General features: G+C 42.7%; 13 protein-coding genes and 1 tRNA gene. 5 read left to right on the top strand and 9 right to left on the bottom strand.

The window, feature by feature from the left end:
* The first annotated feature begins 40 nt into the window (after window positions 1-40).
* The 4 genes from arsB (at window position 41) to CYCPU_RS0100570 (ending at window position 4,884) form a co-directional block, all read left to right on the top strand.
* Window positions 41-1,120 (top strand): ACR3 family arsenite efflux transporter, encoded by a 1,080-nt coding sequence (arsB, locus tag CYCPU_RS0100585; RefSeq protein ID WP_016390322.1) that lies wholly within the window; start codon window positions 41-43, stop codon window positions 1,118-1,120.
* Window positions 1,121-1,199: 79 nt separating this feature from the next.
* Entirely contained in the window at window positions 1,200-2,780 is a 1,581-nt protein-coding gene (locus CYCPU_RS0100580) for an MFS transporter (protein WP_073024102.1), read from the top strand.
* A 5-nt stretch (window positions 2,781-2,785) separates the two neighbouring features.
* Complete coding sequence (locus tag CYCPU_RS0100575; protein WP_016390320.1) at window positions 2,786-3,712, top strand: AEC family transporter; 927 nt, start codon at window positions 2,786-2,788, stop codon at window positions 3,710-3,712.
* Window positions 3,709-4,884, top strand: a complete 1,176-nt coding sequence (locus CYCPU_RS0100570; RefSeq protein ID WP_020161645.1) for an MFS transporter — start codon at window positions 3,709-3,711, stop codon at window positions 4,882-4,884. Before CYCPU_RS0100575 ends, CYCPU_RS0100570 begins: the two co-directional genes overlap by 4 nt.
* Here CYCPU_RS0100570 and CYCPU_RS0100565 read toward each other — a convergent pair whose 3' ends face one another.
* From CYCPU_RS0100565 to CYCPU_RS0100535, 7 genes are all read right to left on the bottom strand, one after another.
* A complete protein-coding gene (locus tag CYCPU_RS0100565; protein WP_020161644.1) occupies window positions 4,885-6,078 on the bottom strand; it encodes an ABC transporter permease in 1,194 nt (397 codons plus the stop codon).
* Window positions 6,075-7,298, bottom strand: a complete 1,224-nt coding sequence (locus CYCPU_RS0100560) for an ABC transporter permease (protein ID WP_020161643.1) — start codon at window positions 7,296-7,298, stop codon at window positions 6,075-6,077. The genes CYCPU_RS0100565 and CYCPU_RS0100560 overlap by 4 nt, the downstream gene beginning before the upstream one ends.
* A 2-nt stretch (window positions 7,299-7,300) precedes the next feature.
* Window positions 7,301-7,960 (bottom strand): ABC transporter ATP-binding protein, encoded by a 660-nt coding sequence (locus CYCPU_RS0100555; RefSeq protein WP_015004922.1) that lies wholly within the window; start codon window positions 7,958-7,960, stop codon window positions 7,301-7,303.
* Window positions 7,953-9,095 (bottom strand): efflux RND transporter periplasmic adaptor subunit, encoded by a 1,143-nt coding sequence (locus tag CYCPU_RS0100550; protein ID WP_020161642.1) that lies wholly within the window; start codon window positions 9,093-9,095, stop codon window positions 7,953-7,955. Before CYCPU_RS0100550 ends, CYCPU_RS0100555 begins: the two co-directional genes overlap by 8 nt.
* 67 nt (window positions 9,096-9,162) lie before the next feature.
* The gene (locus tag CYCPU_RS0100545; RefSeq protein WP_020161641.1) at window positions 9,163-9,801 is read right to left on the bottom strand and encodes a glutathione S-transferase family protein; all 639 of its coding nucleotides are present in this window, start codon (window positions 9,799-9,801) and stop codon (window positions 9,163-9,165) included.
* Entirely contained in the window at window positions 9,801-10,418 is a 618-nt protein-coding gene (locus tag CYCPU_RS0100540) for a 2-hydroxychromene-2-carboxylate isomerase (RefSeq protein WP_020161640.1), read from the bottom strand. The genes CYCPU_RS0100545 and CYCPU_RS0100540 overlap by 1 nt, the downstream gene beginning before the upstream one ends.
* A gap of 177 nt (window positions 10,419-10,595) precedes the next feature.
* Window positions 10,596-11,987: an MBL fold metallo-hydrolase RNA specificity domain-containing protein gene (locus CYCPU_RS0100535; protein ID WP_020161639.1), complete on the bottom strand. Its 1,392-nt coding sequence runs from the start codon at window positions 11,985-11,987 to the stop codon at window positions 10,596-10,598.
* A 334-nt stretch (window positions 11,988-12,321) separates the two neighbouring features.
* Between CYCPU_RS0100535 and hemN the strand changes: the two genes are divergently transcribed.
* Complete coding sequence (gene hemN / locus CYCPU_RS0100530; protein WP_020161638.1) at window positions 12,322-13,707, top strand: oxygen-independent coproporphyrinogen III oxidase; 1,386 nt, start codon at window positions 12,322-12,324, stop codon at window positions 13,705-13,707.
* 31 nt (window positions 13,708-13,738) lie between these two features.
* On the opposite strand, the gene CYCPU_RS0100525 is transcribed toward hemN, so the two are convergent.
* Together CYCPU_RS0100525 and CYCPU_RS0100520 are read right to left on the bottom strand one after the other, a co-directional pair.
* Window positions 13,739-16,249, bottom strand: coding sequence for an efflux RND transporter permease subunit (locus CYCPU_RS0100525; protein WP_020161637.1), 2,511 nt, complete (start codon window positions 16,247-16,249; stop codon window positions 13,739-13,741).
* A 240-nt stretch (window positions 16,250-16,489) separates the two neighbouring features.
* Window positions 16,490-16,566: transfer RNA gene (locus CYCPU_RS0100520), tRNA-Ile, on the bottom strand.
* Between the last annotated feature and the right edge of the window lie 3 nt (window positions 16,567-16,569).

Below are 16,569 nucleotides of genomic sequence, written 5' to 3'. Positions count from 1 at the left end.
AGCTCGCCATTAGACTCACGATATGAATCAGGAGATAACTGTGACTGATGTAACAGAGAAAAAACTATCCATTTTTGAACGTTATTTAAGTCTCTGGGTCGCTCTTTGTATTGGCGGTGGCATATTCTTAGGTAAAGCTGCGCCAGGCGTTGCAACTGTACTTAATGACTTTTCTATTTACCAAGTCTCCATCCCCATTGCTGTGTGCTTATTTTTTATGATGTACCCCATCATGGTTAAAATAGATTTTGCTCAGGTGCTTAAGTCTGCAAAAACACCAAAACCCGTTTTATTAACCCTATTTATAAACTGGGCGATTAAACCGTTCACGATGTTTGCCATTTCCTATTTCTTTTTAGGCTACTTATTTAGAGATTTTTTACCGGGTACAGAAGTCCTCGTAAATGGTGAGGAGGTGGAGTTATGGCGAAGTTATATCGCTGGGACGATTTTACTGGGAATTGCACCATGTACTGCCATGGTTTTAATGTGGAGCCACTTAGCCAAAGGAAACGGCGGCTTAACATTAGTGATGGTCGCTATCAATTCACTCATGATGCTTTTCCTTTATGGGCCATTAGGCACGGTACTACTGAATGTAAACGCAATGCCAGTCCCTTGGGAAACGATGCTTTTTTCTGTTTCTATCTATGTCGCCTTGCCATTGATCAGTGGTTATTTTTCAAGGCAATTAATCATCAAACATAAGGGCATGGATTGGTTTAATGAAAAGTTTTTACATTGGCTGACACCGGTGAGCATCTTAGCGTTGTTAATGACCCTTGTTTTGCTGTTTTCATTCAAAGGCGAGGTTATTGTTTCAAACCCTTTAACTATTTTATGGATAGCCATCCCCTTATTAGTACAGACGGTATTCATATTTACGTTAGGTTATTTTGTCTTGTCTCGATTGTTTAAACTCTCTTATCAAGATGCGGCACCGGTATCACTGATTGGTGCCTCTAACCACTTTGAAGTGGCGATTGCTACCGCAGTTATACTGTTTGGTCTTTCATCTGGAGCAGCCTTAGCCACTGTTGTGGGTGTTTTAATTGAAGTGCCTTTAATGTTAATGTTAGTTGCCTTATGCAAAAGAACGTCTTATTTATTTCAACGTTAAACGGTAATAACCGAATAACAAGTTGATAAGTAACACCTGTTATAATCGCCTATTAATAAAACTTGCCTCAAACTAATCATTGAACTCATCTTCGTTAACGACTCCTTTTAAATCGCCTGTTTTCAGGATGATGTGGATCGCTATGACCATCTCAAATGTTGGCACCTGGATGACAGAAATTGGCACCACCTGGCTGATGGCTTCCATGCCAACATCCGACCTTTATATCGCTTTAATCCAAACGGCCATCACCCTACCATTTTTATTTTTAGCCTACCCATCCGGCACGTTGGCTGACTTAATTGACCACCGTCGAATGTTGCTGGCCCTACATATCGCACTGTTTCTAACAGCAAGCGGCCTTGCGATCAGTACTTATTTTGATGCCGTTACGCCCTTAAGTTTGTTGCTATTTACTTTTGCCTTAGGTGCTGGCAATGCGATGATGAGGCCCGCTTGGGCAGCCAGCGTGCCCGATTTTGCGCCCAGAGCACAGTTGCCAAACGCGATTACTTTAAACACCTTAAGTACCAATGTTACCCGCGCCATTGGTCCGGCCATTGGTGGCTTTATTATTTTTCAATCTGGCCCAACTGGGGTTTTCATCTTTAACGCAGTTTCGTTTACCGGCTTAATTGTGGCCTTAGCTATTTGGAAACCCAAAAAACCAGATAATCAGTCTGCCTTGCCCGTTGAACGATTTATGGGTGCTTTTAAAGCTGGTTTACGCTACACACGAAATGTCCGTTCATTACGTATCGTATTATTCCGTAGTGCGATGTTTTTCTTTTTCGCCAGTGTTTCTTGGGCTTTATTACCCATTATTGTTATTCGTGAAATGAACATGGGCGCTCAAAGTTTCGGTATTTCAATGGCTGTCGTGGGCTTGGGAACAATTTTGGGTGCGTTCTTATTACCGCGGTTTCATCGTTTACTCACACGTAACCAAATTATTTCATTATCCACCGTCATTTTATCTTTACCCTTGGTACTGCTCGCTTATAAACCTAATTTGTATACCTTAGGCTTAACCTTAGTTGCTTTGGGTTGCGCGTGGATTTCTAGTTTTTCATCTTTTATTTTATCTGCTCAAATGGTCGTACCTAACTGGGTACGTGCACGCACCATTTCTCTTGTCATGCTTACCTTTGGCGGCAGCATGGGGTTTGGCAGCTTGGTATGGGGGAGCTTATCTGACCATTATGGCTCTAGCATTTCAATATTCATCGCGTCCACTGGACTACTACTCACTTTATTGTTAAGCCGCCGTTTTGCCATCGCAAATGATAGCTTAGACCCCTCTCCCACAACTCAATGGCCCATCGCTATTGATGAAGACTCAGTTCCCGGTGATAGAGGCCCCGTTTTGGTGTCTATTCAATACTGTATTCCTCAGGACAAAACAGATGAGTTTCTCTCTCTAATGAAAAAATTACGGGTTATTCGCAAAAGGAATGGCGCGTATTTCTGGCAAATATTTCATGATGCGAATGACCACCAGCTTTTTTCTGAAGTGTATATGTCTGAGTCCTGGTTTGAGGTCTTGCGTCAACGAGACCGAATGACCTATTCGGAAATGTCTATTCGTGATCAAGTTATGGCCATGCACGTTGGTGAAAAAGCACCGGCCACTTCCATTCAAATTGCAGGAAAAGCATAACCTCAATGAGTAGCTTAATACCCATGGTTTTAATCCTCGCCACCGGCGTGGCTTGGCATAAATTTGAACCCGGCGGTGTTACAACACAACAACTAAGAAGCACCCTAAGTGCCTTGGTGGTTAACCTGTTAGCACCTACCCTGATTTTATATATCATTCTTACAACGCCACTAAAAGAAGAGCTTTATCAGGTACCCATGACCGGCATTATCACCATCAGCCTGTGCTTGGGTCTAAGCCTAATCCTATTTTCTGGGCTGCTTCGTGCTGGGTATATTTCCCGCCCTCAAGCCGGTGCGTTAGTTTTAGCGGCTAGTTTTGGCAATGGCATGGGGATTTCCTTGCCTGCCGTTGAGGCCTTATTTGGTGCTGAAATGGCCAGCATTCCATTAATTTATGACCTGCTCGCTACCGTCCCTTTTGTTTGGATAATTGCCGTGCTGGTTGCAGCGCACTTTGGAACGCGCATTGCCGGTGGTCATTTAGGTCGTGAATTACTGCTGATGCCGCCCGTTTGGGCAATCGTTATAGCGTTAACCCTTCGGTATTTTCAATGGATCCCGCACGAAAGCATTATTCAGGCATTTAAAATGATGGGGCTGGCAACTGTGCCTATGTTACTTTTAATGGTGGGCGTAAACTTTAAAATAAGCAGCTTTAAATATGTTCTTTTGACAATACCAGCTATGTTCATTAAGCTGATTGTTAGCCCAGCCATCGCGTTTAGTAGTGGGGTTCCTGTTGGCTTAAGCGGTGAGGTGTTAATTATCACCAGCATTACAGCCGCTGCCCCCCCCGTTATCGTTGGTATTGCTTTAGCTGATCGATTTAAACTGGATTCTGCACTTTTTTGTACCGCATTAACCTTAGGCACAGCGGCTTACCTTTTAATAGCCCCTAGCCTTTCAGATTATTTAACACAATTAATATGAACACAGTTACGAAAACCCAATGGAGTGGTGTTTGCTTAAGCTTCCTAACCGGTATAGCGTCGGCCATTACTGTTACCAAAGCTAGCCCTGCTTTATTAGAGATAAAAAAAGAGTTACCGTTGAGTGTTATCCAAATTGGTTGGATTATGTCTTCGGCTGCCTTAGCCAGTGTCCTACTGGGCATATTTGTTGGCGCCTTATCGCATCGGTACGGCCCCAAAAAAGTGTTACAAATCGCATTAAGCCTGATTATTATTACCGCCGGCTTTAGCATCATTATCAATTCTGCTAACGAATTAATATTAAGCCGTATCATTGAAGGCATCGCCGTTATCTTTGTGTCTGTTGCTGCACCAACTTTAATTTCACATTTATCGAAACCTTCCGATATGGGATTAACAATGGGTGTTTGGGCACTTTGGATGCCCGCGGGAAGTGTGCTAACCTTTTTATTAGCCCCTGTGATTTTAGAGTTTTTTAACTGGCGTTGGCTGTGGGGCGCGGCGTTTTTTCTTGCCCTACCCTTACTTATACTATCAATAAAACTTGTTGACCCAACACGTACCGCCTCTGACACCGTTCATAAGAAACTCTCTCGGTCCGTTGTCTATAAGGCTATTATTATGGGGCTCATTTTTACCTGTTTCACTGGCACCTTCTTTAGCATGCTCACCTATCTTCCCACATACCTCATTGAAACCTATCAAGTTAGCTTGAGCAACGCACTTTTTATTACGACTATTTTGCCCGCTTTTATTATCCCTGGAAATTTAGTCAGCGGCTTTCTCATTCATCGGGGTATCCCTTGGTTTAAAATGCTGACGTTCCCCGCCGTCGCGCTTACTATCGTAATCACTCTACTGCTACATACAAGCTATCCAGACCAATTGGGTTTAATACTATTGGCTTTACTGGGGTTTTTCTTAGGCATGATACCCACTGCTATTTTTGCCCAAAGCCCTCGTTTAGCCGATAAGCCGATTGATACAGGCCGTGTTATAGGCATTGTTATTACTGGCCAAGGCCCAGGGATATTATTTGGCCCTCCACTGGCCGGGTTTTTAATCGGCAATCATCACCATTGGCAAAACCTGTATCCTTTTTACATACTGTTAACGATCAGTATTATTCTCTTCACTCAGCGCTTAAAGACACATCAGCCTGCGCATTAATTACTCTTCATGAAGTGCGTTAATCGGGTTTAAGTTTGCCGCTTGCCCAGCTGGGACAACACCGGCTATTAGGCCAATTACTGCTGACATCACTAATGCCAGCCCTAAGAAAAGTAAATTAAACGTTATCGGTAAGCCCGGTAAAAAAAGCTGTAACAAGCCGGTTAGCATAAACAGCAATACTAAGCCTAACAGGCCGCCCATTAACGCTAACACGGCAGCCTCACCCAAGAATAATATTAATATCGTTTTTTTATCCGCACCAAGCGCTCGGAGCAACCCCACTTCGGCTGTTCTTTCTCTTACCGTTGTTGTCATAATCGCCAAAATACCAACTGCACCAACGAGCAATGAAATAGCGCCTAGCCCACCCACCGATAATTTTAAAATAGAGAGTATTTTGCCCATTGACTCCAACATATCATTTTGTGTGGTTAGCGTGACATCTTCTCGCCCGTGACGCTTAATCATAAGATCCTTAATACGCGTTTCAATGCGCTTTAATGTTACATTTGCTGAAAACACTACATCAATTTCCATCAACGACTCTCTGTTAAACATCTGCAAACCATTTTGCGCTGGAATATAGATCGTATCGTCCATATCGACCCCAAGCATCTGGCCTTTTTTTTCAATAGTGCCAATGACCCGAAACCGCTGACCACCGACACGAATATGCTGGCCGAGTGGGTTTGAATCCCCAAACAATTCTTTTTTCATGGTGTAACCCAATACCGCTGTCGAGCGCGCATCTTCCAAATTACCGGAGAAAAAATTCCCTTGAGCCACTTTAAAGTCCCAGGCATCACTCATATCCGGCCCGACACCCAAAATAACCCCACTGCGCTGCAGATTATTAAACTCTACAACGCCCGAGCCTTGAACCACAGGCACCACCTTTTCAACACCCGTTAACTGCTTTAGCGCTTGTGCATCTCGCAATGTTAACGGTCGCACTGAAGACAGCAGGCCACCAGCGCCATGCGTTTCTTTTAAACCAGGGTTAATGGCAATAATTCGAGCGCCAAACTGTGAAAAACTGTCTAACACATACTGTTGAACCCCTTCGCCGATAGCCGTTAACAAGGTCACCGAGACAATGCCAACGGCCATTCCTAAAGCCGTTAATAAACTTCTCGACCGATAGCTCAATACCGAGCTAAAGATCCAGCGTCCACTATCGACCCAATTCAAGACACTTCCTTTTGCTGCTTACCTTGCAGCGCTTCAACGGGCGAAAGCATTGATGCTCGCTGGGCTGGCAACCATGCAAATATAAGCGCCAGTAATATCGCCAATAATATAGAACCCACTTGCGCCCACCAAGGTGAGTGAAATTGGACCTCTATAAAATATATATTCGCCAGTAAAACAATCAGCTGACTCAACGCTAAACCCGACATAGAGGCCACTGCTGCTATCAGCCCAGCCTCAGATAAAAACAACACCCGTACTGTTGATGAGGTTGCCCCCAATGCTTTGAGTAAGCCAATTTCCTTAACCCGCTGAGAAACCGTTATCATCATCATATTCATAATCAAAATACCGGCGACTAACATGCTGATAGAGGCAATGCCTGCCACCGCTATTGTTAATATATCCAATATTTCTTGAACCGAGGTCAACATAGCATCTTGAGAAATCACCGTAACGTCTTCTTCACCTTCATGTCGCTCTTTTAACAGCTCTATAATGGCTTGCTTTATATTATCGAGCTGTTGATAAACCCGCACCTCTGCAAATAAACGAAACAGCCCTTCTACATTAAACACAGACTGTGCATTTGCGACCGGAATAATAATCACATCATCCATATCAAAACCAAAACTAGTACCGCCTTGGTTTAATACCCCTATTACTCGAAATCGACTGTCTGCCAGCCGTATCCGTTCGCCAAGCGCAGGCTTATTTTGAAATAGCTCTTGTCGTAATTTATTGCCGATAACGCACACTGCTTCGCCTTTATCGAGGTCTAAAGTCGGTAGCATTTGACCTTGAGATACCTTTAATTGACGAATAAGGAAAAAATCTCGGCTCGTGCCAATCGTTAATACTTCACGAATTTTACCGTCATACGAGGCTTCAATATTACCGACCACTATGGGCGCCACTGCTTTTACACCTGATAGCCGAGAGACTGATATAGCATCTTTTAATGTCAACGGTCTTGGTGATTCACCTGTCAGAGGCGGCATACCACCGGTGGTTTCTTTTTTCCCAGGTAAAACAATTAACGTATTACGGCCGAGTACATTAAACTCTTTAAGGACAAATGATTTGGCTCCTTCGCCCAATGCTGTTAACAGGTTAACTGCAACAACACCAATGGCAATGGCAAGCCATAACGTTATCGTACGAAACCGGTGTCGACTTAAGACATGCGTTATAAACCCCACAATGTCTGACCAAAACATCGCTAAACTATACGCCCATCTAACATATTCAACTGCCTTTTCGCTCGTGCACCCAGTGTGGCGTCATGAGTTACTACCATTAAAGTAATACCTTCTGCGTTTAGTGATTCGAGCAACTGCGTCACACCCTCTCCAGATGTTGAGTCCAAATTACCCGTCGGTTCATCTGCTAATAAAATGCTCGGCTTCATCACTATTGCTCGGCCTATCGCAACACGTTGTCGTTGCCCACCTGATAATTGATTCGGGCTATGATGCGCTCGATCCATTAGGTGCAATTTATCAAGAATATCATCCACTGCCTGCTTACGTTGCTGCGCTGGGATGCCCGATAACATCATCGGCAACTCAATATTTTCTCGTGCCGATAGTCGGGGTACTAAATGATAAGACTGAAAAACAAAACCAATTTTTTGACTTCTTAACGTTGTCCGCTCGGCTTCCTCTAAGGTCGATACATTAATACCATCGAGCATATAATCACCCGAATTAGCCCTATCAAGCAGGCCTAAAATATTCATTAAGGTTGATTTACCTGAGCCTGACGGCCCCATCACAGCTATATACTCGCCTTGTTCAATCTTTAAAGAAACATCGTCCAGAGCATGAACAACTTGATCACCGATTTGAAACTTTTTTTCTAAATGATCTAATTCAATCATCGTCTATGGTCACTAAGGCTCCATCCACAGCGCCTTCTACATCAAGCGATATCAGCACTTGCTCAGTATCCGTTAAGCCCGCCTTAATTTCTGTATAACGCCAGTTACTCAAGCCCGGGGTAAACTCCGTTAAGGCCAACTGTTTATTAGATGCCTGATATACCAATACTTTATTGCCATCAATAATCGTTTCTGTCGGTAACCTAAGGGTGTTTTTCTGCTGCTCAATAACCACATCTACATCGGCGCTATAGCCGATAAGCATTTTTTGATAATGTTCTTTATCTACTAAATTAACATCTATATCTACCGTACGCGCTTGTTTTTCAAGCTCTTTTACATACGGTGCAATTCGCGAAACCTTTCCCTCAAACCGTTCCCCACGAAACGCATCTAATGTCAGGTGCACAAGCATACCCGGTTGAATTGAAGAGGCATCCACTTCATCGACAGGGGCTTGGACATACAAACAACCTTCGCCAATTAAATCAATGGCCGGCGGCGTTGCCACACCTGATGGAGATGGCGTAATGTACTCGCCCACTTCACCGTTAATTTCAGCAATCACACCCGAAAAGGGCGCTATTAATTCGGTTTTCTCTATCATCGCCTGTTGCAATTTCATACCGGCAATAGCACTGTCCTTACTAGCCTGGGCCTTCTTGCAACTTGCCGCTGAGATAGTCTCTTTCGTCTCGGCAGCATCCAAACGTTCCACAGACACCAGTTTTTTAGCCGCTAACCCTGTTAATCGCTTATGTTCACGTTTATTAAGGCTCGCCATACGGCAGCTTTCAATTACCGTGAGTTTGGCCGCTTCCACTCTGGCAATCGCCTCTTCAAAACGAGCTTGATGATCTTTATTCCATAGTCGAATAAGCACTTGATCTTTCTTAACGTGGTCACCCTCGTTAACAAACAACTCTGCAATTTGCCCACCGGTGGGTAATGATAAATGTGATCGGTTACAAGCTTTAATGGTACCTGCCCGAGTATTAGAAACCGTTAAATCTACTGGCCCTTTACTAACGGACACTAAGCGTACCGGCACTGGCTCTTCAGCACTGAAATAAAACCATGCCGATATCAGCAACAGCAATAAAATTAAACCCGTTATAACCTTAAGGTTTGTCATACAACCCCTCGTAGAAAACCATTAAACTTATGTTAACAGCGACGAAACGTAAGTCGCACAAGAGCACCTAAGCAAGCCCCGGAAATTGCTCAGGCAGTGCTTTAAGAAAAGAGGGCCGGGCGGCACAACGTGCATACCAATCATGTAAGTTTTGGAAGGACTCATCGATTGCTAAGCCATGTGTGATGGCCAAACAAAAGCGCGGTATTAAGGCGCATTCTGCCACTGAGAAATGCCCAGTAAAAAACTCACTCTGACCCAATTGCTCCGATAAGATGAGCTGCTCATCAAACCAGGCTAACCGAGTCGATTCCTTAACCTCGGCACTGGCTTCGTGTGTTGGGCTATCTCGTTTTTGCTTGATATAGGGAAATAGAACTTTTCCTAATTTGCTATCACTGTAGTGATGTAGCTGTCTGACCTTCGCACGTGCTTTAGGCGAGCTAGGCATCAGCTGTATTTCTGGACACTGGTCAAGCAGGTATTCAATAATCTGTGCTGACTCAGTTATCACCAAATCACCGTCTACCAAAACGGGCACTGTCGCATTTGGGTTTAAAGACACGACATCAGGGTGTTTTTTATCTAATTGAACAACAATTTCTCTAATGGTCAGCTTGGTTTCAAAAGCAACTAACCGTACCTTCCAACAAAAGGGGCAATCTGGCCGTTGATAAAGTGTTATTGACGATTCTGTTGTTACCATTAGATGTTTCTCAATCTCAGGTCATGCAAATGATCTTTCAACGAATCAATCCGATCATTTCCCCAAAAGATTTGATCGTCAACCGTAAACGATGGCACACCAATAACCCCTTTTGATTGTGCTTCTTGCCAATTCTCATCCATTTTAACGAGATAAGACTCATCACTACTGGCTGCTTCAACACATTCATGTGATAAGCCTATTACTTCTGCTACTTCAAACAAAGTATCTATTTCACCGATATTACGGCCTTCTGCCCACTCTTGCCTCATCACTTCAATGATATAAGGCTTCAACAGGCCTTCTTTTTCCGCTGCAAACGAGACTGCGCCTGCCAATGTTGGGTCCGTTTCAATCGGTGGTGGAGAAAATGGTATACCCATTTTCTTGCAACTACGTGCTACGTCTTGGCGTACTAAATGTATTTTCTTCTTTACTCGCTCAGGCGATGATCGACCGGCCCATCCGCCAAAAGGTTTCCATAAAAACTTTACGCGGTATTGATCAACGACAGAAAACATACTTTTAGACGCTAAATAACAATATGGACTTCTAAAATTAAAATAGACATTAACCTTGGTCGCTGCCTGCTCATTACTTGCTGTGTTATCGCTCATCCCTCACCCCTCCATACTTACATTTTTTTTATTAGTATAGACCGCTATATGTGCTATTAACATCCCTAGAAATACTGCTCAGGCATGCAGTATTGCAGATATAACGACATTAACCACTTGTTTTATTAGTGCATCGCTATCGCATACATACACTAGCCTAAACGCTAATGCTCGTCTTTATAGTTCAAACGATTCATGCAGCGTTGGTATTCTCACATCTGTTGCTTGAATTTTTGCAGCAAAGCTTTTCATGCTTTTCTCTTCACCATGAACAAGGTACGTCGTTTTAGGGTTCCCTGTTTTTGCATGCCATGCGATTAATTCAGTTTGGTCAGCATGCGCAGAAAAACCACCAATCGTATGAATACTGGCTTGAACAGGCATCTCTTCACCAAATATTTTTACTGTTTTTGCACCATCAATAATACGTCTTGCTAACGTTCCCTGAGCTGCAAAACCAACAAATACAATACTACTGCGCCGATTCCATAAATTATGTTTCAAATGATGCCGCACACGTCCGCCCGTACACATACCCGATCCTGCCATGATAACAGCACCACCACTCACCTGATTGATTGCCATTGACTCGGTCGTTTCACGCGTAAAATGTAGCCCTGGAAACCCAAAAGGGTCTTTGCCTTCATTAAACAGGTTTAGAGCTTCTGTGTTATAGCATTCAGGATGCCGCGCAAAAATTTGCGTTGCAGAAATTGCCATGGGTGAATCAAGAAACACATTAATAAAATGTTTTATCTTTTTACTAAGAATACCTTCTCGTAAAAAATAGAGCACTTCTTGCGCTCTTTCCATCGCAAACGTCGGAATGATGACATTTCCGCCACGGCCTATCGTTTCATTAATCACCCCATAAAGCTCTTCAATAGAGGGTTGTAATTGCTTATGCACCCTATCACCATAGGTTGTTTCCATAATAACCGTGTCTACTTTTGGCGGCCTGTCTGGTGCGTTCAAAATAGCCCGTCCACCGTAACCAAGATCACCTGAAAAGAGCACTCGTCGAACCGCACCCTTCTCTTCAAGCTGCAGAAGAATAGACGCTGACCCCAGAATATGCCCTGCCTCAAAAAAGGTTGCTTGTATCCCCGCTGCTAGCTGTTCAGATTGCCCGTAAATGGCTTGTCTGCCAAAAAACTCTAAACTATTGAGCGCATCCAAAATACTATATAGCGGCTCAATGTCCTTATCACTATTTTGCTGTCGTTTTGCTTTACGTTGTTGGTAGCGTGCCTCTTCTTCTTGTAGGCCAGCAGAATCCAGCATAACCAACCGAGCCAACTCCAATGAGGCTGCCGTGGTGATAACAACCCCTTTAAAACCGCGTTTCACCAACAGAGGGATTCGCCCGCAATGGTCTAAATGAGCATGCGTCAGTAATAAAAAATCTATCGAAGCAGGGTCAAAGCCAAACGGTTCAGCATTTTCTTCAATAATTTCTCGACTACCTTGATATAGCCCACAATCAATGAGAATGCGCTGACCGGCACATTCAATAAGATGACAGGAGCCGGTTACTCCCTTTGCAGCACCGTGGAATGTAATATTCAACTTGTCTCCTTTAACTTCAAATTTTTCTGAGCACGCCGATAAAAATAAAGTCCTATGCACTTCATCATATCATCTAAAAATACACCGCGTTACGTACCAACTTTCTAAACGATTGGCGAGCTCAGTCAGGCTTGAATGCTTATATCATGCGCCATCATCGAGCAACCCCATTGCCTTGTTTTATCACAAACTTGGGTGCGTAAATATCAGCAAATCGCACCTACTTTAATTGATATCACGTTAACTTGATCCGCATCAGATCTGACTTCATTTCATCATATCAACCCATATTGAAGTGCTATAGTGCCTTGAACATTTGCACATCACTATAGCCTTGGAACAAACCGTAACTTTCGACCTCGACCTTATTCAGCGTTATAACAAAGCTGGGCCACGCTACACCTCGTATCCAACAGCTGTTGAATTTAATGAAAATTTCACAGCTGAAAGTTATCAGCAGCAAGTTGACCTATCCAATCAACGAGGTGGGCCGCTATCTCTATATTTTCACCTGCCTTTTTGTGACACGGTCTGCTTTTATTGTGCCTGCAATAAAATCATTACCAAAAATCGTCAGCATGCTGTTCCCTACTTGAATAATTTACACAAAGAAATCGCCCTACAAGCAGCCTTATTTGATTCTAAACGCACCGTCGAACAACTACATTGGGGCGGTGGCACGCCCACTTTTATTAATCATCAACAAATGCGCGAACTGATGGCTGTTACACGCCAACATTTCACATTAGCAGATGATAATAACGGCGAGTTTTCCATTGAAATAGACCCTCGTGAAGCCGATGAAAAAACCATCGCTTTATTACGAGAGATTGGCTTCAATCGAATCAGTTTAGGGGTTCAAGATTTCAACCCCTTTGTTCAAAAGGCCGTTAATCGCATTCAAAGTGAAACCGAAACATTGGCGGTTGTTGATGCCGCCCGTGCAAATAATTTTCGTTCTATTAGCCTCGACCTGATTTATGGTTTACCCCATCAAACGCCTCGTAGCTTTTCACAAACGCTTGATAAAGTCATCCATGGCGCGAACCCTGACCGACTGTCTATTTTTAATTATGCACATATGCCTGAGCGCTTTAAAGTTCAACGCCAAATGAACAAGGACGAGTTACCCACGCCCGAAGTAAAACTAGAAATACTGCACCAATCTATTGATCAATTGACCAGCGCTGGGTATGTATACATTGGCATGGATCATTTCGCAAAGCCTGACGATGAGCTGGCTGTTGCCCAACACAATGGCAAACTCTACCGAAATTTTCAAGGCTACTCCACACGCTCTGAGTGTGACCTGATTGGCCTTGGCGTTACTTCTATTGGGCGTATTGCAGATTCCTACTCCCAAAACCAACGCACAATAGACGACTATGCAAACAGCTTGAAGCATAATGAACTAGCTATTTATCAGGGCATTACTCTGAATGCCGACGATAAAATTCGCCGTGCTGTGATCACTCAGCTTATTTGCCATTTCACGCTAGATATTAGGGCTATTGAAGAAGAACTTAATATTAATTTTGCCACTTACTTTGATGACGCCTACCCACAGCTCGATCAATTTTCGCGTGATGGGTTGATACGCTACGATACTAATGAAATTAAGGTCTTAGCCCCTGGGCAGTTGTTGATTAGAAATATTTGCATGGCATTTGATTTTTATAGCCAACAAAAAGCTAAACACCTTTTTTCGAGCGTGATTTAGCCCCCTTAAATCCCCCCACTAACAAGTCTTATTAAACATTAATTTTTGGCTGATTACCCAGTGGCCTGAAACGAATAATAAGTAATGGCAAGAGCGTCATATTCGCCAGTAAGGCTGCAATCATTGAAAACCCCGTTAAAAGACCAAAATATATAGTGGGTATAAAATTAGAAAATACTAAAATTGAAAAGCCTATCGTAATCGTCAACGATGTGTAATACATTGCTCGACCAATCGAACTATGGCTTCGCTGAGCCGCCAACCAATAATCTTGATGTTGGCTATATTCATCTATAAAACGGTGTACATAGTGAATCGTGTCATCGACGGCTATGCCTATACAAATAGCGGCGATGGTGATTGTCATCATATCCAGTGGAATTGCTAACCAGCCCATTAGCCCAAGCACCATTCCCGCGGCCATTATATTGGGGATGATGGCGATGGCTGCTAAGCGTATGTTTTGAAAAAGTATTGCCAGCATTATCAAAATAGCAACAAACACAACGCCTAAGGTTAAAATTTGTGAGCGAAATAAGCTTTGAAGCATATTATTATAGAGAACGACCATGCCGGTAACTTTAATTTGCTCCTCATCTATCCCAAGGTCACGGTTTAGACCCTGTTTAATTTCTGCCAATAACTCTCCGCGTTGTAGTGATGGGTCTGATTCAAAAATTCTGATGCTAAAACGTAATTGATTGCCATCGGCAGACATGTAAGGCTCAATTAACGATTCCTTAATAACAGGGGGCAACTTTTTATAAAGAATCGCCAGCTCAAAATCATTATTTAGAATCTCCTCATTGAGCGTTTTCAGCAAACTTACTGCTGTTGCTATGGAGATTACCTTCCCTGTTTCATCAAAGGCATCAAGGTAATTATGTATCTCCTCAATCTTCCCTAGCATCTGACTGTTAAACCAATAACTTGAGCCTGTTATTCCAATAGCAGCATCACCATACTCATCATCAAAGAACTCATCGTCCTCCTCATATATTTCTTCTTCAGCCTCTTCTTCGTAAAAATAAGCCGGTGCATCAATAACCACATCCATGGGGGTTGTACCGCCTAGCTTTTGGTCTATCAGCTCCATACCCTGATAAATTTCTGTCGACTCTTTATAGTAATCTATAAAACGGTTTTCAACGGTTAGTTGAGCAAGCCCCCAAACACTTAACACCGCCAAGAGAACAAAAGACAACATGATTCCACGACCATATTGCTTATTCTTATCTGCCAAAAACTGTGTCAGCTTCTCGGTAATATCATGTTCTTGCGTCGGCTTTTCCTTATTTAATAACACCACTGCCGCAGGAAATAATGTAAACGTCATCAGCTGCGCGATGCCAATACCTATTACCATCATCCAACCAAAATCAATCACTGGGCGAATACCGCTAACCAGTAGCGAACCGAAGGCCACCATCGTGGTGATCGATGTATACAAGCAGGGAATAAATTTACTTTTTACCGTCTCAAGCACTAATTCTCGCTGATCATAATTTGCCAGTGTTCGATGTAATTCTCTATACCGGACAATTAAATGAACCAATAACGATAACGTTAAGATAAGAAGCAATGAAACAAAGTTTGATGAAACAACCGTCACCGGCCAATTTAAAAGGCCCAAGATACCAATCACACTCATTGCTGATGCTGAACAGGTCATCATGGCCAGAATAACCCAGTGTAAGCGTCTAAAAATGACACTTAAAATAATGATGAGAATCACAAAAACAGCAATACCAAACGTTAATAAATCATGCCGAATAAAGTCTATCGAGTCGCTGGCAATCATCGGCACGCCCCCTAAAAACAAGTGCGCGGACTTTCGGTGTTGATCCATGATATTACGTACTGTCTCAATATCTTTACTTTGTTGGACCTGTAACAATGCGTTATAAGCATCAAACTCACCTGAAATTTTTTGCAGTAAGTTAGCCTCTTTTACAGAGAGCCTATTTTCTAACTGCTTGGTACGCAAAGCATCACGACTTTTTAGCAAACTCTCCCACTTTTCATCAAATTTAAACGTTATTTGCAAGGCAGTCGTTTCCCCATCAGGACTGATTAATAGATTACGGTAAAGCGGACTAGAAATTATCTCTTGCTTAGCTAGCTCACGATCAACCTTAGGGCTTTCTAACGTAATAACCTCCTCGCTTAACTCATACAACGTCATCGGAGGGCTATTAATTAAAGGCACATCTAATAAAGTAGTTACTGACTCAACTCGATCAATCTTTTTTAATTTTGACCGTAACTGATTTATGTCTTGTAGCACCTCATCTGAAAACATATCCAACTGAGGTGTATAGGTAAGAATTAAACTATCATCTGAGCCATAGCGCGCCTTTATTGACCGATAAAGCTCTAATGATTCATCATTTTCTAGGACTAACGAATCAGCAGAGGCATCTAGTCTAAATTTAGTAGCATGAGTCCCCAGAAAAATGACTAAAAGCACCATCACGACCATTGTAAAAACAGGTCGACCTAAAACGGTCCGGTTATAAATGGCTAATAATGTTGTCGACATATTATTTATAGATTCATTAATGAATTGTCTATAAGCATACGGGTAAACAGCATATTACTAAATTTAATTTGTGATTTTTTTCACTTAAAGATTTTTTAAAAGGCCAGCAACACCTTCTTTTTATCACCCACCCGCTATAGGCTTTATACGGTTACCGAATAAAGTAAATCTAGCGCATTGAAAAACCTTATTTAAATAAAAAAGCCTCAACTCCCTAAACGGGAATTGAGGCTTTTTATATGGTGGGCCTACAAGGACTTGAACCTTGGACAAATGGATTATGAGTCCACTGCTCTAACCAACTGAGCTATAGGCCCATT

The organism is Cycloclasticus pugetii PS-1 (genome assembly GCF_000384415.1).
In the GTDB taxonomy this organism is placed as follows: domain Bacteria; phylum Pseudomonadota; class Gammaproteobacteria; order Methylococcales; family Cycloclasticaceae; genus Cycloclasticus; species Cycloclasticus pugetii.
This window is presented reverse-complemented; position numbering and strand designations above follow the sequence as displayed.